The organism is Streptomyces sp. NPDC096339 (assembly GCF_044762985.1).
Taxonomy (GTDB): domain Bacteria; phylum Actinomycetota; class Actinomycetes; order Streptomycetales; family Streptomycetaceae; genus Streptomyces.
The window spans coordinates 21,682-39,415 of record NZ_JBIWFI010000004.1; the positions used below are offsets into that span (position 1 = coordinate 21,682).

Genomic DNA, 17,734 nt, shown 5'->3' on the forward strand with positions numbered 1-17,734 from the left:
TCTGTGTGGGGGGCAGGCCCCCTGGCGGCGGTGCACCGGATTTCCCCCGGGTGGAGGGGAGGGTCCCGGAGTCCGGCCCGCCCCGGACGGGGGGCGGACCGGACCTCGGGGTCAGGATTTAGCCGAGCGAGTTGATGACCTCGCGGACCTTCGCGTTGATCTCGGCCGGGATCGGCGCGTAGCCGTTCTCGAGGAGGACCTTCTGGCCCGCGTCCGAGGCGGTGTAGTTGAGGAAGGACTTCACGGTCGGCAGGGTCTCCGCCTTGTTGCCCTTGTCGCAGACGACCTCGTAGGTGACCAGGGTCAGCGGGTAGGCGCCCTCGGCCTTGGTGGTGTAGTCGAGCTTCAGGGCCAGGTCGGAACCGGTGCCGGCGATCTTGGCGGCGGCGATGGCCTTGGAGGCGTTCTCGCCGGAGGCCTTGACCGGGGCGGAGGCGCCGGTGTTCAGGTCGACGGTCTTGATGTTCTGGGCGCTGGCGAAGGAGAGCTCGAAGTAGCCGATCGCACCGTCGACCTGCTTGACCTGGGCGGCGACACCGGCGGAGCCGGAGGCGGCCTGGCCGCCCGGGGCGGCCCACTTCTTCGCGGGCTCGGCGGTCCACGCGTCGGGGGCGGCGGCCTTCAGGTACTTGGTGAGGTTCTCGGTGGTGCCCGAGTCGTCAGAGCGGTGGAAGGCCTGGATGGCGGTGGAGGGAAGCGTGACGCCGGGGTTCAGCTTCTTGATCGCCTCGTCGTCCCACTTCTTGATCTTGTCGTTGAAGATGTTGGCGATCGTGGCGGCGTCCAGGTTCAGCTTGTCCACGCCGGCGACGTTGAAGCCGAGGGCGATCGGGCCGCCGACCATCGGGAGGTCGATGCCCTGACCACCGGTGCAGACCTTCTTGGACTCCTCGACCTGCTCCGGCTTCAGCGCCGAGTCGGAGCCGGCGAAGCCGACGGTGCCCTGGTTGAACGCGACGATGCCCTCACCGGAGGAGGAGGACTTGTAGTTCACCTCGACGCCCGAGCAGGCGGCCATGTAGTTCTTGATCCACAGCTCGACCGCGTTCTTCTGGGCGGAGGAGCCGGAGGCCAGGAGCTTGCCCTTGGCGTCGGCGCACTTGATGTCGCCGGCGGCGGGGGCGGAGGCCTTCGGGCTGCCTTCGGCGGTCTTGGTGTTGTCGTCCGAGCCGCACGCCGTGAGGACCAGGGCGCCGGACACGACGAGCGCCCCGAGGGCAGAGGCACGAAGCATGTTCTTGCGCTGAAGCTTCACTTTCGGGTGTTCCTTCCAGAAGCCGCCGGCCGCTTTCTGTATCGGGGCGGCGTGCGAAGAGGACTACGTCGGTTTGCCCGGGTGAGCCGCTGGTCCGACCGGCGACTCGCTCCTTGCACCACCGAAATTAGGCAGAACAGGTGAAGCAGCCGACCGAGGAGAGTGAACGGACGGTGAACCGTGGCGGACGGCCCGGTGCGTTCCGACTGGTATGTACACGGCCGTAAGCATCCGTTATTCCTCCGTTACCGTGGCGTGATTGCGACGGGTTCCGGGAGGGGCTGCGGGAGCCAGATGCCCTGGAAGGCCGCCCGGGCCGCCTCGACCTCGTGCCGCTGGTCGGCGTGCAGCACGCCCAGCGCGTACGCCGTGGCCGGGGCGATGCGCGGGGTGCGGGCCGCCGTCGCCGAGGCCGCCGCGGCTTCGGCCGCGTCGCGGTGCCGGTCCAGGGCCTCGCCGGCCGCGGCCAGCCGGGCCACGTCGCCGCCGAGCGCCTCCCGTGCGTAGCGGTGGGTGCGCAGCAGTCGGCGCACCTCGTGCCAGAGCCCGTCGTGATCGCAGTCGTACGGGTGTGAGTGGTCGACCGGCGGGAGCGCCGCGACCGCCGTCGCCAGACGGTTTTCGGCCACCTCAGCCAGGGGGGCCAGGACCTCCGACACCCGGCCGCGGGCCGCGACCAGGTTCAGCGGGACCTCCGAGGCCAGCACCGCCACCGCGTCCGCCACCGCGTGGAAGCGGGCCGAGCCGAGGGCCTGGAGGGTGGCCGAGTGGGCGCGCGTCCGGGCCAGGGTGAGCTGCCGTTCCAGCAGTGCGCCCGCCCGGGCCGAACCCACCGTGAGGGCGCCCGCGCCGGCGCGGGGGCCCGGCACGTCCGCGGAGGAGGACCCCGACAGCCGGTGCAGCGCGTCCATCAGCCGGGTCAGCCGGGCCGCGTACGCGTGCTCGTCGGCCAGCGTCGTGGACAGCCACACCAGCTCGGTGCGCAGCCCGTCCGCCCAGGAGGATTCCGTCACCCCCCGGAAGGTGGCCAGCGAGCCGCTGATCCGGCGCGCGGCCCCCCGCAGGCCGCGCGCCGCCTCACTGCTCTCCACGGAATCCGACGTGCCCGCCGCGCCCGCATCGTGCAGGCGCAGCGCGCGCAGGAAAGCCGTGGCTTGGGATGTCAGGTAGACGCCGAGCACGTCACCTGCGGTCGGGTCATGGTTTGGCTGAGCCACGCCGGCGCCTCCGGGCGTCTATGAGCATCTCCTGTACGTGCCGCAGCGGCTGGCCCTCGGAGTCCGTGCTGTGCCGGGTCCATTCGCCGTCCGGGCCCAGGTGCCAGGAGGAGGTGAGGTCGGACATGCCGGTCTCCAGCATCCGGTCCAGTGCCGCGCGGTGGGCCGGGTCGGCGACCCTGACCAGTGCTTCGATTCGGCGGTCGAGATTGCGGTGCATCATGTCGGCGCTGCCGATCCACACCTCGGGCTCGCCGCCGTTGCCGAAGGCGAAGACCCGGGAGTGTTCCAGGAAGCGGCCGAGGATCGAGCGGACCCGGATGTTCTCCGAGAGCCCGGGGACCCCGGGGCGCACGGCACAGATGCCGCGGACCCAGATGTCGACGGGCACGCCGGCCTGGGAGGCCCGGTAGAGCGAGTCGATGAGCGCCTCGTCGACGATCGAGTTCATCTTCATGCGCACGTACGCGGGGCGGCCGAGCCGGTGGTGGGCCGCCTCCTTGTCGATGCGCGCTATCAGCCCGTCGCGCAGCGAGCGCGGGGCCACCATCAGACGGCGGTAGGTCTCGCGGCGCGAGTAGCCCGACAGCCGGTTGAACAGGTCCGAGAGGTCCGCGCCGACCTGCGGGTCGGCGGTGAGCAGGCCGAGGTCCTCGTAGAGCCGGGCGGTCTTGGGGTGGTAGTTGCCGGTGCCCACGTGCGAGTAGCGGCGCAGCGTCTCGCCCTCCTGGCGGACGACGAGCGAGAGCTTGCAGTGGGTCTTGAGCCCGACGAGCCCGTAGACGACGTGGCAGCCGGACTCCTCCAGCTTGCGCGCCCACTTGATGTTGGCCTGCTCGTCGAAGCGGGCCTTGATCTCGACGAGTACGAGGACCTGCTTGCCGGCGTCCGCGGCGTCGATCAGCGCGTCCACGATCGGCGAGTCGCCGGAGGTGCGGTAGAGCGTCTGCTTGATCGCGAGGACGTCAGGGTCGGCGGCGGCCTGCTCCAGGAAGGCCTGCACCGAGGTGGAGAACGAGTCGTACGGGTGGTGCAGCAGGACGTCCCGCTCGCGCAGCGCGGCGAAGATGTCGGGCGCGGACGCGGACTCGACCTCCGCGAGGTCCCGGTGGGTGCCGGCGACGAACTTCGGGAACTTCAGCTCCGGGATGTCCAGCGAGGCGATCCCGAAGAGCGCGGTCAGGTCCAGCGGCCCGGGCAGCGGGTACACCTCGGAGGCGTTGACCTTCAGCTCCTGTACGAGGAGGTCCAGGACGCCCGGGTCGATGGACTCCTCGACCTCCAGGCGCACGGGCGGGCCGAAGCGGCGCCGCATGAGCTCCTTCTCCAGGGCCTGGAGGAGGTTCTCGGCGTCGTCCTCCTCCACCTCGAGGTCCTCGTTGCGGGTCACGCGGAACATGTGGTGCGCGAGCACCTCCATGCCGGGGAACAGTTCCTCCAGGTGCGCGGCGATGACGTCCTCCAGCGGGACGTAGCGCTGCGGGGAGGCCTCCAGGAAGCGGGAGAGGATCGGCGGGACCTTGACCCGGGCGAAGTGGCGGTGGCCGCTGACCGGGTTGCGTACGACGACGGCCAGGTTGAGGGAGAGGCCGGAGATGTACGGGAACGGGTGCGCGGGGTCCACGGCCAGCGGGGTGAGCACCGGGAAGATCTGGTTCCGGAACAGCGTGAAGAGACGGGCCTGCTCCTTCTCCGTGAGGTCCGGCCAGCGGATCAGGTGCACGCCCTCCTCGGCGAGGGCCGGGGCGATGTCCTGCTGGAAGCAGGCGGCGTGCCGGGCCATGAGCTCGCGGGAGCGGGTCCAGATCAGGTCCAGGACCTCGCGGGGCTGCAGGCCGGAGGCCGAACGGGTGGCGACACCGGTCGCGATACGCCGTTTGAGGCCGGCGACGCGGACCATGAAGAATTCGTCGAGGTTGCTCGCGAAGATCGCCAGGAAGTTCGCCCGCTCCAGGAGGGGCGTCGTGGGGTCTTCGGCGAGTTCGAGCACGCGCTCGTTGAAGGCGAGCCAGCTGCGCTCCCGGTCGAGGAACCGGCCAGGGGGGAGCTCGTTGCCGTCCTTGTCCTCGTACGCGTCCAGATCGGCGTCGAGGTCCGGATCCAGGCCCACGTGGGGCCGGTGCGCGGCTATGGACCCCAGCCGCGGCGGCGCGCTGAACTGCGCCGCGGTGCTGGTGGTGGTGGCGGTGTGAGACGGGTGCTGGGCGGGGACCTCGGTGGGGCCTGCGCTGGGCTTGTGGCTCATGACTCCATTCTTCCGCGCACGCGGTAGGACAGGCGCGTCGGAAGTGTCGGCCGTCAGTCGGAGTCGGGGCTGCCGGGGCTGCATTCACGGAGCGTCGCAAGCGCGTCTGAATGCGCGGTTAATGGCGTGTGGCTTCCCGGGTCCGGCTGCCGCACGGACCGGTGTGGGCGTGGCGGTGGGCCTCGGGCCCCGTGCCGTGGGTTCCGTGCCGTGGGTTCCGCGCCTCGGGCTCCGCGCCTCGGGCCCCCGTGCCGTGGGTTCCGCGCCTCGGGCTCCGCGCTTCGAGCGTCGGCGGGCTGGAGTCGGCGGGGCTGAGCGGTTGCGGGTGCGGCGCCGTTGCGCGAGCGTCCCCGGGCTGCGCCCGGGCTTTCGGGGCTCTGCCCCGGACCCCGCTCCTCAAACGCCGGAGGGGCTGGTTTCGCCCGGCCGCGCCGGGTTCGCCGAGGAGCGGATCTTTGCCCGGCGGGGGCGGGTTCGCCGAGGAGGGGGTCTTTGGCCGGTGGGGGCGGGTTCGCCGGCGAGGGGGTCTTTGCCTGGTCGCGCCGGGTTCGTCGGTGAGTGGGTTTTCGGCCGGTGGGGGCGCCGGGACCGGCGCCCCCGGGGCGTGGTCAGCTTTCCGTGCGGTACATCAGGTCCACCTCGTGGGTGGTGAAGCCCATGCCCTCGTAGACGCGGAGGGCCGCCGGGTTGTCGGCGTCCACGTAGAGCATCGCCGTCGGGAGGCCCTGGGCCGCCAGGTGGCGCAGGCCGATCGAGGTGAGGGCCTTGCCGAGGCCGCCGCCCTGGGCGCCCGGGCGGACGCCGAGTACGTAGACCTCGCCGAGCTTGTCCGCCTCGTGGACCTTCGTCCAGTGGAAGCCGACGAGCTCGCCCTCGCGCTCGGCGAGGAAGAAGCCGTCCGCGTCGAACCAGGGCTGGGCGATCCGGTCGTTCAGGTCGCGCTGGGTCAGCGCGCCCTGCTCGGGGTGGTGGGCGAAGGCGGCCGCGTTCACCGCGAGCCAGGCGGCGTCGTCGGCGCCGGGTACGAAGGTCCGTACCGTCACGCCGGTCGGCAGGACCGGCTCGGGCAGCGGGTCGCCTTCGGCCAGCGGGCGGCGCAGCTGACGGAGCTCGCGGAAGAGGGTCAGCCCGAGCACCTGCGCCAGGTGCCGGGCCGCGGACTTGCCGCCGTGCGCCCATACGCGGATCCGCTTGCCGGAGGCGGCCAGCAGGGCCGAGCCCAGCGCGCGCCCGTGGCCGCGGCCGCGCAGTGCGGGGTGGACGACGAGCTCGGCGGCCGGGGCCTCCACCGGGTCGGTGTCCTCCAGTTGCCCGTATCCGGCGAGCCGCCCGCCATCGGTGAGCAGGAAGTGCCGGATCCCCTCGCGCGGCCCGCCGCGCAACTGGAGCCGGCCCTGCTCGGACACGGCGGTGGTGCCGTCCGACCGGGCCGCGTCCTCGATCAGCGCGAGGACGGCATCGGCCTGTTCCTCCGTCAGTTCGTCGAGGGTCTCAATCTGCCGTCCCGGCTCCAGGGCCGCTGTTGCGTCAGTCATGACACGAGCCTAGGCCGTCTCGTTCGAGTCGGGGAGGATCAGCCCGCGTTGTCCGGCTCCGTACCGGCGGGGGCGGTTCCTTCTTCTGCATGTAACCAGCTCGATACCGGTTACCCCCTGTCGTGCTACGCGCGTTGACAATAGGCTTCGGCGGACCTCCCAAGCAGTATCGCTGTCCACAAAGGGGATTAAATGTCAGCGACGCCACAACGGCACCGCCGAGCCCGCCGGTTGACCCTCACCGCCCTCGCCGTGACCGTCGGCGCCGGGGCCGTGGTCGCCGCCGCCCTTCCGGCCGGAGCCGCGAGTGGTGGCGGTAAGTCCGCCCAGGCCCGCACCGTCGACGTGCAGCTGCTGTCGTTCAACGACTTCCACGGCACGCTGGAGCCCCCGCAGGGCTCCTCCGGCAACGTGACCGAGCGTCAGGCCGACGGCACCACCAAAGCCATACCCGCGGGCGGGGTCGAGTACCTCGCGACCAGCCTGCGCGAGGCCCGCAAGGGCCACGAGTACTCCGTCACGGCCGCGGCCGGCGACATGATCGGCGGCAGCCCGATGCTGTCGGGCATCTTCCACGACGAGCCGACCGTCGAGGCGCTCAACAAGCTCGACCTGGACGTCACCAGCGTCGGCAACCACGAGTTCGACGAGGGCAAGGCCGAGCTGCGCCGCATGGTGTACGGCGGCTGCCACCCGGTCGAGGGCTGCTTCGAGTTCGGCAAGGAGTTCACGGGCTCCGAGTTCAAGTACCTCGCCGCGAACGTCACGGACGAGAAGACCAAGCGTCCGCTGCTGTCGCCCACCTTCATCTGGAAGAAGGGGGACGTGAAGATCGGCTTCATCGGCGTCACCCTGGAGGGCACCCCGGACGTCGTCACCGCCGAGGGCGTGAAGGGCCTGAAGTTCGGCGACGAGGTCGAGACGATCAACAAGTACGCCGCCGAGCTGAACAAGCAGGGCGTGAAGTCGATCGTCGCGCTGATCCACGAGGGCGGTCTGCCCGCGAGCGGCGCGTACAACTACGACTGCGACGCCCCGGGCGCCGGCGCCGGCATCTCGGGCGCGATCGTGGACATCGCCAAGAACGTGGACCCGAAGGTCGACGCGCTGGTGACCGGCCACACGCACCAGGCCTACAGCTGCAACATCCCCGACCCGGCGGGCAACCCGCGCACGGTGACCTCGGCGGCCTCCTACGGCCGGCTGTTCACGGACACCACCCTCACCTACGACCGGGCGACCAAGGACATCGTCCGCACCCCGGTCAAGGCGCCCAAGCCGGTCAACAAGATCGTCTCCCGGGACCAGCCCAAGGCCCCGGACATGACCGAGCTGGTCGACCGCTGGAAGGCCCTGGCGGCCCCGATCGCCAACCGCCCGCAGGGCTTCATCTCCGCCGACATCCCGGGCCGCGGCTCGGAGTCTCCGGAGAAGCCGCTGGGTGACCTGATCGCCGACGCGCAGCTGGAGGCCCTGGCCCCGGCGGACAAGGGCGGCGCGCAGCTCGCCATCATGAACCCGGGCGGCATCCGCGCCGACCTCGCCTACAAGGCGGCGGGCGCCGAGGGCGACGGCGTGGTGACGTACGGCGAGTCGTACACGGTCCAGCCGTTCAACAACATGATGAACGTCGTCGACCTGACCGGCGCGCAGCTGATCACGGCGCTCCAGCAGCAGGTCACCGGTCCGGTCAACGGGGCCAACCCGAAGATCCTCCAGGTGTCGAAGGGCTTCACGTACACCCTCGACATGACGAAGACCGGCGCGGACCGGATCGTCGTCGACTCGGTCAAGCTGAACGGCGCGGCGATCGACCCCGCCAAGACCTACCGCGTCGCGATGAACGAGTTCCTCGCGGGCGGCGGTGACGGCTTCACCGTCCTGAAGGAGCACAAGAACAAGCTGAACGGTCCGTCCGACCTGGACTGCTTCAACGCCTACCTGATGAAGTCGACGGCCGCGACCCCGATCGCTCCGCCGGCGGCGGACCGGATCACGGTCATCAAGTAGTACTTCGGTACGTCGTCGCGTCCGGAGGGGCGGTGGGCCTGGCCCGCCGCCCCTCCGGCGTTTCACCTGCGCCAGAACAGGTGGTGCGTCACCGCGCCGGCCGGGCTGGGCACGACATCGAGGTGGTAGCGGTCCAGGAGGTCTTCGGGGTACTCCCACAGCCGTACCCCGGAGCCGAGCACCACCTTGTCGCAGACCACGACGTGGAGGGTGTCGACGAGTCCGGCGTCGAGGAACTCCCTGACGGTGGTGGCCCCGCCGCCGAGCCGTACGTCCTTGCCCCGCGCCGCTTCCCGCGCCCGTTCCAGGACGGTGGCCGGGTCGGCGTCGACGAAGTGGAACGTGGTGTCGGAGAGGGTGAACGAGGGGCGCACGTGGTGGGTCATGACGAACACCGGGGTGTGGAACGGGGGCTCGTCGCCCCACCAGCCGCGCCAGTCGAGGTCCGTCCAGGGACCGCGCTGCGGACCGAACTTGTTGCGGCCCATGATCTCGGCGCCGATGTTGTTCCGGAAGTCCCGTGTGAAGTAGTCGTCGAGGCCGCGGCTGCCCCCGGGGTCGGTGCGGTTGGGCCAGCTCGCCGTGGCGCCGGCCCAGGAGAACATCTCGCCGGGATCGGCGTGGCCGAAGGGCCTCTCCAGGGTCTGGTTCTCACCGGCTCCGAATCCGTCCGCGGAGACGGTGAAGTTCTGGACCCTCAACAGCTGTTCCATGCGTTTCCTCCAACGTTGTCGACGTCGACAACGTTGGAGACTGCCCCGGCGGGCCGGACTCATCGCTCCGGACGCGCCCGACCGGTAACCCGGTCGGCGCAGAGGGCTCAGAGACCGGCCAGGAACTTCTGCACCGCGCGGTAGAAGCCCTCCGGGTCCTGGAAGGGCACGAAGTGGTCGCCTTCCAGGGGGGCGTACGAGGTTCCCGGCCGCCGGGTGACCATCGCGTCGGCCACCTCCCGGGGCAGGGCCGCGCTGCGCGTGCCGTGGACGAGCAGCGCGGGGCAGTCGCTCGCGAGCCAGGCGTCCCAGTGGTCGCCGCGGCAGCCTTCGATCGAGTCGAGCTGGTCCTGCGGGTGGAACGGCAGCCGCCAGCCGGAGCCGTCGGCGAGCGGGCGCAGCGCCTGCCCGACGATCTGGGCGCCCAGCGGTCCGGCGGCCTCCAGCAGCTCCTCGCGGGTGGGGGCGGTGTAGCGGGCGCCGCGCAGGAAGTCGAACCAGTCGGATTCGGCGGGGTGGATCTGCACCGTGGCGTCCACGTCGACGAGCGCACCGACCCGGTCGGGGTGGGCGGCGGCCAGGTGGAGGGCGTTGAGCCCGCCCAGGCTGTAGCCGAGGACGGTCACGGGCTCGTGGAGGCCGAGGTGGTCGAGCAGGGCGACGGCGTCGGCGACGTATCCCTCGCGGCCGTAGTCGGGGGCGCGGTCGGAGTCGCCGTGGCCGCGCTGGTCGGGGGCGATGACCCGCCACTCCTCGCCGAGGGCCGCGGCGAGCCCGGTGAAGGCGCGGCCCTCGGACATGCCGCCGTGCAGGGCGAGCAGCGGGCGGCCGGTGCCGCCGAAGTCGGTGTAGGCGAGGGTGCGGCCGTCGATCTTCAGCTCGCTGCGCATGTTCTTGCCTCCCGTTGTGGACCGGTGATCTTTCCGATGACGGAAGCCTGGCAGAATTTGGGCAAGCGCGCAATACGTTCGTCTTGCGCGCTTGCCCAACCCTCCGGAGGGCGCGGATACGATCCCGGTATGGGAAATCGCGAGGACCTGCTGGCCGGAGCCCGCCGCTGCCTGGAGGGGAAGGGGTACCTGCGCACGACCGTGCGCGACATCGCCACGGCCTCGAACGTGAGCATGGCCGCGATCGGCTACCACTTCGGGTCGCGCGACGCCCTGCTCAACCAGGCGCTCTTCGACGCCATGGAGGAGTGGGCCGCCGGGTCCGGACGCCTCACCGGGCAGGGCGAAACCGCCGAGGAGCGCTATGCCGACACCTGGGACCGCAAGATCCGGGACTTCGGCGAGATGCGCTGGTTGTGGACCGCCTCCGTCGAGGCCTTCGTGCACGCGCAGGCCCATCCGGAGCTGCTGGCGATCCTGGCCGAAGGGCAGCGCCGCAACCGGCGCATGGTGGCCGCCACGCTGGCCGGCGTGCCCGAGGCGGAGGTCGCGGAGGAAGACGTACGGTCCCTGGGCTCGCTGCACATCGCGCTGCTCAGCGGGGTCATGGTCCAGTGCCTGACCGACCCGGAACAGGCCCCGAAGGGCCGCGAGCTCGCCCAGGGGCTGCGCCGCATGGCGGACTTGCTGGAGGGTTAGGGCCCGTCCGACCCTGATCCGCCGGGCCGGCCCCGGTCGATACCCGGCAGTGCGAGAGGTCCGTACCGGCGGGTAGTGGAATTGACGTGGGCACGCCATAATCGCCCCACCACTGGGTCGGCGAAGGGGCGGGCATGGGCAGGGGACTGGACCGGCGGGCGTTTCTGACCGGAGCACTGGCGACCGGCGCCGCCATCGGGCTCGGCGCACCACCCGCCGCCGCGACGGCCCTCGGCACCCAGGACTGGATGGCCGGCCTCTCCGACGCCACCGCCCTCCAGCGGATGACCATCCCCGGCACGCACGACTCCGGCGCCACCAAGGGCGGCCTCTACGTGGCCTGCCAGAACACCTCGATCGCCCAGCAGCTCGACTCCGGCATCCGCTTCCTCGACGTCCGCTGCCGCGTCACCGGCGGCTCGTTCGCCATCCACCACGCGGCGTTCTTCCAGGACCTGATGTTCGGGGACGTCCTCGTCGCCTGCTGGAACTTCCTCGCCGCGCACCCGTCCGAGACCGTCCTGATGCGCCTCAAGCAGGAGTACTCCACGGACGGCGACGCCACCTTCCGGGCCGTCTTCGACGACTACCTGGACAACCGCGGCTGGCGCCCGCTGTTCCGCATCGCCGACACCCTGCCCTCGCTCGGGCAGGCCCGCGGCAAGGTGGTCCTGCTCGCCGACAACGGCGGCCTGCCCGGGCTGCGCTACGGCGACGGGAACGTCTTCGACATCCAGGACGACTGGAACGCCGAGCCCTTCGCCAAGCGCGGCAAGATCGAGAACCACTTCCGCAAGGCCGTCCAGCAGCCCGGCAGGCTCTTCGTGAACTACACGAGCACCTCGGCCTACATGCCGCCGCGCTGGAACTCCGATCGGCTCAACCCTCAGGTGCACGCCTTCGTCGACGGCGCGGAGATGGCCGGCCGCACCGGGCTCGGGATCGTCCCGATGGACTTCCCGAACACCCGGTCCGGCCTGGTCGCCTCACTGATCCGGCACAACTGACGGCTCCGCCGCCGGTGGCGGGGTCGGCGCCCCCGGGATGCGGAGCACCGCCTCCGTGCCCGGGCCGCCGTCCGCCGCCGCCCGCAGCTCGGCGCCGCCGCCCGCGCGTGCCGCCGTACGGGCCACGATCGACAGGCCGAGCCCGCTGCCGGGCAGGGCGCGGGCCGACTCGGAACGCCAGAACCGCTCGAACACGTGCGGGAGTTCCTCGGCCGGGATGCCGGGCCCGTGGTCCCGTACGGTCAGCTCGCCCGCCCGCAGCCTCACCTCGACCGCGCCGCCCGGCGGGCTGAACTTCACCGCGTTGTCCAGGAGGTTGACCACCGCCCGCTCCAGCGCGGCCGCCTCGCCCCGTACGTACCAGGGGTCCAGCGCGGAGGTGAACTCCAGCTCCGGACCGCGCAGCCGGGCCCGGGACAGCGCCGCCCCCGCGATCTCGTGCAGGGCCACGACCTGGAGCGGGCCGGGGGAGGCGGCGTCCGACCGGGACAGCTCCTGGAGGTCGCCGATCAGCGAGGCGAGCTCCGTCATCTGGGCCTTGACCGAGGCGAGCAGCTCCTTGCGGTCCTCGGGCGGGATGGCCCGGCCGGTCTGTTCGCTGCGCGCGAGGAGCTCGATGTTGGTGCGCAGCGAGGTGAGCGGGGTGCGAAGCTCGTGCCCGGCGTCCGCGATCAGCTGGGCCTGCCGTTCCTGGGAGGAGGCGAGGGCCGCCGTCATCGAGTTGAAGGACCGCGACAGGCGGGCGATCTCGTCGTGGCCCTCGTCGGGGATGCGGACGGTGAGGTCCTCGGTACGGGCGATGTGCTCGACCGCGCCGGTCAGTTCGTCGACGGGCCGCAGTCCCGTCCGGGCCACCCACAGGCCGGCGGCGCCCGCGCCGACGACTCCGAGGCCGGAGACGAGGAGCAGCACCCAGGCCAGGGTGGACAGGGGCTTGTCGATGTCGGCCACCGGCTTGGCGATGGTGATCCCGAAGACCGCGGAGCCGGGCTGGGTCCGCGCGGTGCGGGTGTAGACGCGCATCTCGATGCCGTCGGCGGTCGTCACGTCGTGCAGGGCGCTGGTGCGCTCGCCCCGGGCGATCTGCCGGTCCAGGGCGGTGACCGGCAGGGTCGCGGGACCGCTCACCCAGCAGTGCCTGCCGTCGGCCGTCACGATCTGCACGGTCGCGTTGAGGTTCCCGGCGATCTCCTGGCCGTTCTGCGGGGTGGGCGGCCGGTCCACGCAGGCGCCGTCGCGGATGGTCCGCAGCACCTGCGCGTCCGCCGACTCGTTCGCGGTCGTCAGGGAGTTGTCGAGCTGGTCGCGCAGCTGTGTCCGCACCATCACCCAGGACACGGCGGCGACCGCCGCGACGGCCAGCGCCACCGCGACCGCCACCAGCAGGGCCAGCCGCGAGCGCAGCGGCAGCCCGCGGAATCTGGCGGCCGGGCTCACTCGGGCCCGCTCTCGCCGGCGCGCAGTACGTAGCCCACCCCGCGCACGGTGTGGACCAGGCGGGGTTCGCCGCCGGCCTCGGTCTTGCGGCGCAGGTACATCACGTACACGTCCAGGGAGTTGGAGCTGGGCTCGAAGTCGAAGCCCCACACGGTCTTGAGGATCTGCTCGCGGGTCAGGACCTGGCGCGGGTGCGCCAGGAACATCTCCAGCAGGGTGAACTCGGTGCGCGTCAGCTCCACCGGCCGCCCGCCCCGGGTGACCTCGCGGGTCGCGAGGTCCATGCGCAGGTCCCCGAAGGTCAGCGCGTCCTCGTGGGTCTCGGCGTCGGGGCGCGGGGCGGCGTAGGAGCTGCGGCGCAGGAGGGCGCGGACGCGGGCGAAGAGCTCGTCGAGCTCGAACGGCTTGACGAGGTAGTCGTCGGCGCCCGCGTCGAGGCCGGTGACGCGGTCGCCGACGGTGTCCCGGGCGGTGAGCATCAGGATCGGGGTGACACTGCCCGAGGAGCGCAGCCGGCGGGCCGCCGTCAGACCGTCCATGCGGGGCATCTGGATGTCCAGGACCATCAGGTCGGGATCGTACGAGGCCGCCTTGTCGAGGGCGTCGAGCCCGTCGACCGCGGTCTGAACCTCGTACCCCTCGAAGGCGAGACTGCGGCGCAGGGCCTCGCGTACGGCCGGTTCGTCGTCCACGACGAGGATCCGCGCTTCGCCTTCGGCGGGATTCATCTGGCTGTCCCCCTGGGTGGTGTCCGGTGGGTGTGCGGGCGGGCGCCTCCCAGCCTCGCACGACGGGCTAGTAGGAGGTGCCGAAGCCGTTGTAGCTCTGGCCGCCGGTGTCGGAGGAGGAGCCGGTGCCGCCCGGGCCGCCCTTGCGCAGCGAGTCCAGGTCGGCCTTGATCGTGTTGACGGGGATGGCGAAGCCGAGGCCGACGCTGCCGGCGGTGGAGCTGCTGCTGGAGGGGGAGTAGATCGCGGAGGGCATGCCCACGATCTCGCCGTTCATGTTGACGAGGGCGCCGCCGGAGTTGCCGGGGTTGAGGGAGGCGTCCGTCTGGATGGCCTTGTAGGTGGCGGTGTCCGAGCCGGTCCGGCCGTTGAACTGCTGCCCGCCGTAGGAGAAGGGCCAGCCGTCGGTGCCCTGCTGGGGGGACTGGCGCTGCTCGGACTTGTCGACGGTGACGTCGCGGTTCAGGGCGGAGACGATGCCGCTGGTGACCGTGCCGGTGAGGCGGTCGGGGGAGCCGATGGCGACGACCTGGTCGCCGACCTTCACGTTGTCGGAGTTGCCGAGGGAGGCGGCCTTGAGGCCGCTCGCGCCCTGCAGCTTGACGAGGGCCAGGTCCTTGTCGGGGTCGGTGCCGACGACCTGGGCCTTGTACTTCTTGCCGTCGCTCGTCGTCACCTGGATCTCGGAGGCGCCCGCGACGACGTGGTTGTTGGTGACGATCTCGCCGTCGGAGGTGAGGACGATGCCGGAGCCGGTGCCCTGGCCGGAGCCCGTACGGGTGTCGATGCGGACCACCGAGGGGCTGACCTGCTCGGCGACGCCGGCGACGGTGCCGTTGCTGGACTGCGAGACGTTGGTGCCGTTCACACCGCCGCCGGAGGAGCCCTTGACCACCATCAGCTGCTGGACGGCGGCTGCGGTGCCGCCACCGACCACGGCCGCGGCGAGCGCCACGGCGGCCAGCAGCGCGACGGGCTTCTTGGCGCGGGGGGCGGGGGCGGCCGCGTGGGCGGGGCCGTGCGGGGCGGAGCCCCAGGTGTCCCAGCCGCCGGAGCCGCCGGAGCCGCCGGAGCCGCCGGAGCCGTCCGAGGCGTTGGCGGTGGTGGCGGCCGCGGGAACGGTCTCGCCCTGGATCACCGGGGGCTGGGACTGGGGTCGGTGTGCCTCGTGCCAGCCGGGGGCGGCGGGCGGGTAGGCGGGCGGCGGCGGGTAGGACCCCGCGGCCTCCTGCGCGAGCCGGTCACGTCCGCGCTGCCAGTCCTCGCCGAAGGGGGCGTGCTGGGTCGGGCGGTGTTCCTGGGGGTACTCGCCTTCGCGGCGGAGGTTCTCGGTCATGGCAATGACTCTGGGCGCCGTTGATGAGAGCTTCCTGAGTCTGGGCTGAGAAGCCCGACAGAACCGCGTATGCCCGAAATAAGTGCGCTTCCCCCGGGTGCCGCACTCCGCTATCTTGAACGTGTTCAGGTGAACGTGTTCAAAACCAGGGGGCGAGTATGGGCGGGAACGGGAACGGGACGGGTACCGGGATCAGGGCCACGGGCGCGCGTCGCAAGGTGGTCGGCCTGCCGTGGGGGGCGGCCGTGACCGCCGCCGCGGTGGCGGTCGCGATGTCACTCGCCCTCGGTGGCCGGGACTTCCTCTGGCTCGCGCTCTTCCAGTCCCCGATCGCCCTGCCGCTCCTGACGCGGTGGGCACCGAAGGCCTTCCCGGTGGCCTGCTTCGTCGTCGGCGCTCCCATGCTGCTCCTGGGCCTGCCCCTCGCCCTCTACGGAATCCCCGCGTTCCTCGCGGCGCCCCTGCTGCTGATCTTCGCGGCCTTCGCGGACCGCCTCGACCGGCAGACGGGGGCGACGTGCCGCGCGGCGTACTGAACGGAGTCGCCAAGGCCGCCCTGGCCGTCGGGAAGATCCTGCTGGCCTGGACGGCGATCATCGCCGCCATCCTCGGCTTCCTGTTCCTCCCGGTCCTGGCGATGCTCCTGGTGGCCTGAGGAGCCCGTCGGCCGCGACGGCCGACAGGCCCTAGCGACAGCCGCAGGAGCGGCGGATCACCAGGGCCGACGGGAACTGCTTCAGCCGCTCGCGCCGGGAGCCCGACACGCGCACGGCGTCGTCCAGGACGAGGTCCACGGCCGCGCGGGCCATCGCCGTGCGGTCCGAGGCGATGGTGGTCAGGGGCGGGTCCGTGAGGGCCGCCTCCTTCACGTCGTCGAAGCCCGCCACGGCCAGCTCCCCGGGCACGTCGATGCGCAGCTCGCGGGCGGCCCGGAGCACACCGATGGCCTGGTCGTCCGTGGCGCAGAAGATCGCAGTCGGCCGGTCCGGCCGGGCCAGGACCTCCAGGGCGACCTGGTACGCGTCGTAGCGGTTGTACGGGGCCTCGATCAGCCGGCCCTCGGTCGAGCGGCCCGACTCCAGCATGGCCCGGCGCCAGCCCTCGACGTGGTCGGCCACCGGGTCGCCGACCGACGGGGTGTTCTCGACCCCGCCGATGCAGGCGACGTACTCGTGACCGTGCTCCAGCAGGTGCCGGGTCGCCATCTGGGCCCCGCCGATGTCGTCCGTGATGACCGCGACGTCGTCGATGGCCTCCGGCCGCTCGTGCAGCAGCACCACCCGGGCGTCCCAGGCCTCGATCTCGCCGGCCGCCTGCTCGCTCATGCCCTGGCTGACCAGGATCAGGCCCGAGACCCGCATGCCGAGAAAGGCCCGCAGGTAGTGGACCTCACGCTCGGTGCGGTAGTCGGAGTTGCCGACCAGCACCATCTTTCCGCGCTCGGCGGCGGCCTGTTCGACCGCGTGCGCCATCTCCGCGAAGAACGGCTGACGGGCGTCCGGGACGATCATGCCTATGAGGTCGGTGCGCCGCGAGGCCATCGCCTGGGCGACCCGGTCCGGGCGGTAGCCCAGGTCCTTGATCGCGGCGAGGACACGCTCGCGCGTGGCCGGGGCAACCGGCCGGGGTCCGTTGTTGATGACGTAGCTCACGACGGCGGTAGACGTACCCGCAAGTCGTGCAACGTCATCCCGCGTCACCTTGGCCACGTCCGGGAGTCTACGCGGGGTGACCTACCTCTGGGCAGGGCGTCCTGCCGAGTGGACGGTCACACGGCCTTCGGCCGACCGGGTGACGACCTCAACCAGTGTGCACCGAGGCCTGCGCGGAAGCCTGCGCGGAGGCCTTCGCCGTGGCCTTCGCGGCAGCCTGCGCCGCCGCTTCCGCCGCCGCCCGTTCCACCTTCTCCGGGGTCACGAAGCGGTAGCCGACGTTGCGCACCGTACCGATCAGGGACTCGTGCTCGGGGCCGAGTTTCGCGCGCAGCCTCCGTACGTGCACGTCGACCGTGCGGGTGCCGCCGAAGTAGTCGTAGCCCCAGACCTCCTGCAGCAGCTGCGCACGGGTGAAGACCCGGCCAGGGTGCTGCGCGAGGTACTTCAGCAGCTCGAACTCCTTGAAGGTCAGGTCCAGGACCCGGCCCTTCAGCTTCGCGGAGTACGTGGCCTCGTCGACCGACAGGTCGCCGTTGCGGATCTCCATCGGGGAGTCGTCCGAACCCATCTGCTGCCGGCCGGTGGCCAGCCGCAGCCGTGCCTCGACCTCGGCGGGGCCCGCGGTGTCCAGCAGTACGTCGTCGATGCCCCAGTCCGCGGTGACCGCGGCCAGACCGCCCTCGGTCACGACCAGGATCAGCGGACAACCGGGCCCGGTGGAGCGGAGCAGCTGGCACAGCGACCGCACCTGCGGCAGGTCGCGGCGGCCGTCCACGAGGATGACGTCGGCGCCCGGGGTGTCCACGAGCGCGGGACCCTCGGCCGGGGCCACGCGGACGTTGTGGAGCAGCAGGCCGAGGGCGGGCAGCACCTCGGTCGACGGCTGCAGGGCGTTGGTGAGCAGCAGGAGAGAGCTCATGCCCGACCACCCGCCCGGGTCGGACGGTGGTGCACGGATCGCTGGTCCATCACGTCGGTTCCTCCTCGGTCCCGTCGAGGACGTGCGC

The 17,734-nt window shown here is 71.7% G+C and carries 16 protein-coding genes; 5 read left to right on the forward strand and 11 right to left on the reverse strand.

What is annotated here, in order from left to right:
* Positions 1-118: 118 nt before the first annotated feature.
* The 4 genes from pstS to mshD form a co-directional block, all read right to left on the reverse strand.
* A complete protein-coding gene (pstS, locus tag ACIQ5Y_RS08395; RefSeq protein WP_403876620.1) occupies positions 119-1,255 on the reverse strand; it encodes a phosphate ABC transporter substrate-binding protein PstS in 1,137 nt (378 codons plus the stop codon).
* Positions 1,256-1,500: 245 nt separating this feature from the next.
* On the reverse strand, positions 1,501-2,472 hold the full coding sequence (locus tag ACIQ5Y_RS08400) for a CHAD domain-containing protein (protein WP_403876622.1): 972 nt from the start codon (positions 2,470-2,472) through the stop codon (positions 1,501-1,503).
* Positions 2,453-4,717, reverse strand: a complete 2,265-nt coding sequence (locus ACIQ5Y_RS08405) for an RNA degradosome polyphosphate kinase (protein ID WP_403876624.1) — start codon at positions 4,715-4,717, stop codon at positions 2,453-2,455. The genes ACIQ5Y_RS08400 and ACIQ5Y_RS08405 overlap by 20 nt, the downstream gene beginning before the upstream one ends.
* Positions 4,718-5,325: 608 nt before the next feature.
* Positions 5,326-6,252: a mycothiol synthase gene (gene mshD, locus ACIQ5Y_RS08410; protein WP_403876627.1), complete on the reverse strand. Its 927-nt coding sequence runs from the start codon at positions 6,250-6,252 to the stop codon at positions 5,326-5,328.
* Between the two features lie 192 nt (positions 6,253-6,444).
* On the opposite strand from mshD, the gene ACIQ5Y_RS08415 reads away from it, so the two are divergent.
* Entirely contained in the window at positions 6,445-8,262 is a 1,818-nt protein-coding gene (locus tag ACIQ5Y_RS08415; protein ID WP_403876630.1) for a bifunctional metallophosphatase/5'-nucleotidase, read from the forward strand.
* Between the two features lie 62 nt (positions 8,263-8,324).
* Here the strand turns inward: ACIQ5Y_RS08415 and ACIQ5Y_RS08420 are convergent, their stop codons facing one another.
* Both ACIQ5Y_RS08420 and ACIQ5Y_RS08425 read right to left on the reverse strand, forming a co-directional pair.
* Positions 8,325-8,975 carry a dihydrofolate reductase family protein gene (locus ACIQ5Y_RS08420; protein WP_403876633.1) on the reverse strand — a complete coding sequence of 217 codons (651 nt, stop codon included), beginning with the start codon at positions 8,973-8,975 and terminating at the stop codon, positions 8,325-8,327.
* 107 nt (positions 8,976-9,082) lie between these two features.
* On the reverse strand, positions 9,083-9,865 hold the full coding sequence (locus ACIQ5Y_RS08425) for an alpha/beta fold hydrolase (RefSeq protein WP_403876636.1): 783 nt from the start codon (positions 9,863-9,865) through the stop codon (positions 9,083-9,085).
* Between the two features lie 129 nt (positions 9,866-9,994).
* On the opposite strand from ACIQ5Y_RS08425, the gene ACIQ5Y_RS08430 reads away from it, so the two are divergent.
* Positions 9,995-10,564: a TetR/AcrR family transcriptional regulator gene (locus ACIQ5Y_RS08430; RefSeq protein ID WP_403876639.1), complete on the forward strand. Its 570-nt coding sequence runs from the start codon at positions 9,995-9,997 to the stop codon at positions 10,562-10,564.
* Positions 10,565-10,698: 134 nt separating this feature from the next.
* On the forward strand, positions 10,699-11,571 hold the full coding sequence (locus ACIQ5Y_RS08435) for a phosphatidylinositol-specific phospholipase C (protein WP_403876642.1): 873 nt from the start codon (positions 10,699-10,701) through the stop codon (positions 11,569-11,571).
* Here the strand turns inward: ACIQ5Y_RS08435 and ACIQ5Y_RS08440 are convergent.
* The 3 genes from ACIQ5Y_RS08440 to ACIQ5Y_RS08450 form a co-directional block, all read right to left on the reverse strand.
* On the reverse strand, positions 11,551-13,008 hold the full coding sequence (locus ACIQ5Y_RS08440; RefSeq protein WP_403876645.1) for a sensor histidine kinase: 1,458 nt from the start codon (positions 13,006-13,008) through the stop codon (positions 11,551-11,553). The two genes, ACIQ5Y_RS08435 and ACIQ5Y_RS08440, sit on opposite strands and share 21 nt — an antisense overlap.
* On the reverse strand, positions 13,005-13,736 hold the full coding sequence (locus ACIQ5Y_RS08445) for a response regulator transcription factor (RefSeq protein ID WP_403876648.1): 732 nt from the start codon (positions 13,734-13,736) through the stop codon (positions 13,005-13,007). The genes ACIQ5Y_RS08440 and ACIQ5Y_RS08445 overlap by 4 nt, the downstream gene beginning before the upstream one ends.
* A 67-nt stretch (positions 13,737-13,803) precedes the next feature.
* Positions 13,804-15,072: a S1C family serine protease gene (locus ACIQ5Y_RS08450; RefSeq protein ID WP_403876651.1), complete on the reverse strand. Its 1,269-nt coding sequence runs from the start codon at positions 15,070-15,072 to the stop codon at positions 13,804-13,806.
* 158 nt (positions 15,073-15,230) lie between these two features.
* Between ACIQ5Y_RS08450 and ACIQ5Y_RS08455 the strand changes: the two genes are divergently transcribed.
* Positions 15,231-15,608, forward strand: coding sequence for a hypothetical protein (locus ACIQ5Y_RS08455; RefSeq protein WP_403876654.1), 378 nt, complete (start codon positions 15,231-15,233; stop codon positions 15,606-15,608).
* Positions 15,590-15,727, forward strand: a complete 138-nt coding sequence (locus ACIQ5Y_RS08460; RefSeq protein WP_403876657.1) for a hypothetical protein — start codon at positions 15,590-15,592, stop codon at positions 15,725-15,727. The genes ACIQ5Y_RS08455 and ACIQ5Y_RS08460 overlap by 19 nt, the downstream gene beginning before the upstream one ends.
* A 31-nt stretch (positions 15,728-15,758) precedes the next feature.
* Here ACIQ5Y_RS08460 and ACIQ5Y_RS08465 read toward each other — a convergent pair whose 3' ends face one another.
* Together ACIQ5Y_RS08465 and ACIQ5Y_RS08470 are read right to left on the reverse strand one after the other, a co-directional pair.
* Positions 15,759-16,781, reverse strand: a complete 1,023-nt coding sequence (locus tag ACIQ5Y_RS08465) for a LacI family DNA-binding transcriptional regulator (RefSeq protein WP_403876659.1) — start codon at positions 16,779-16,781, stop codon at positions 15,759-15,761.
* 91 nt (positions 16,782-16,872) lie between these two features.
* The gene (locus ACIQ5Y_RS08470) at positions 16,873-17,646 is read right to left on the reverse strand and encodes a response regulator transcription factor (protein WP_403876662.1); all 774 of its coding nucleotides are present in this window, start codon (positions 17,644-17,646) and stop codon (positions 16,873-16,875) included.
* Positions 17,647-17,734 lie beyond the last annotated feature (88 nt).

What these genes read in the sequence shown, in the direction of transcription:
- ACIQ5Y_RS08455 (WP_403876654.1), top strand. Translation starts at nt 15,231, where the DNA reads ATGGGCGGGAACGGGAACGGGACGGGTACCGGGATCAGGGCCACGGGC.
- ACIQ5Y_RS08445 (WP_403876648.1), bottom strand. Translation starts at nt 13,736, where the DNA reads ATGAATCCCGCCGAAGGCGAAGCGCGGATCCTCGTCGTGGACGACGAA.
- ACIQ5Y_RS08425 (WP_403876636.1), bottom strand. Translation starts at nt 9,865, where the DNA reads ATGCGCAGCGAGCTGAAGATCGACGGCCGCACCCTCGCCTACACCGAC.
- mshD (WP_403876627.1), bottom strand. Translation starts at nt 6,252, where the DNA reads ATGACTGACGCAACAGCGGCCCTGGAGCCGGGACGGCAGATTGAGACC.
- ACIQ5Y_RS08470 (WP_403876662.1), bottom strand. Translation starts at nt 17,646, where the DNA reads ATGAGCTCTCTCCTGCTGCTCACCAACGCCCTGCAGCCGTCGACCGAG.
- ACIQ5Y_RS08420 (WP_403876633.1), bottom strand. Translation starts at nt 8,975, where the DNA reads ATGGAACAGCTGTTGAGGGTCCAGAACTTCACCGTCTCCGCGGACGGA.
- ACIQ5Y_RS08430 (WP_403876639.1), top strand. Translation starts at nt 9,995, where the DNA reads ATGGGAAATCGCGAGGACCTGCTGGCCGGAGCCCGCCGCTGCCTGGAG.
- ACIQ5Y_RS08450 (WP_403876651.1), bottom strand. Translation starts at nt 15,072, where the DNA reads ATGACCGAGAACCTCCGCCGCGAAGGCGAGTACCCCCAGGAACACCGC.
- ACIQ5Y_RS08405 (WP_403876624.1), bottom strand. Translation starts at nt 4,717, where the DNA reads ATGAGCCACAAGCCCAGCGCAGGCCCCACCGAGGTCCCCGCCCAGCAC.
- ACIQ5Y_RS08415 (WP_403876630.1), top strand. Translation starts at nt 6,445, where the DNA reads ATGTCAGCGACGCCACAACGGCACCGCCGAGCCCGCCGGTTGACCCTC.
- ACIQ5Y_RS08435 (WP_403876642.1), top strand. Translation starts at nt 10,699, where the DNA reads ATGGGCAGGGGACTGGACCGGCGGGCGTTTCTGACCGGAGCACTGGCG.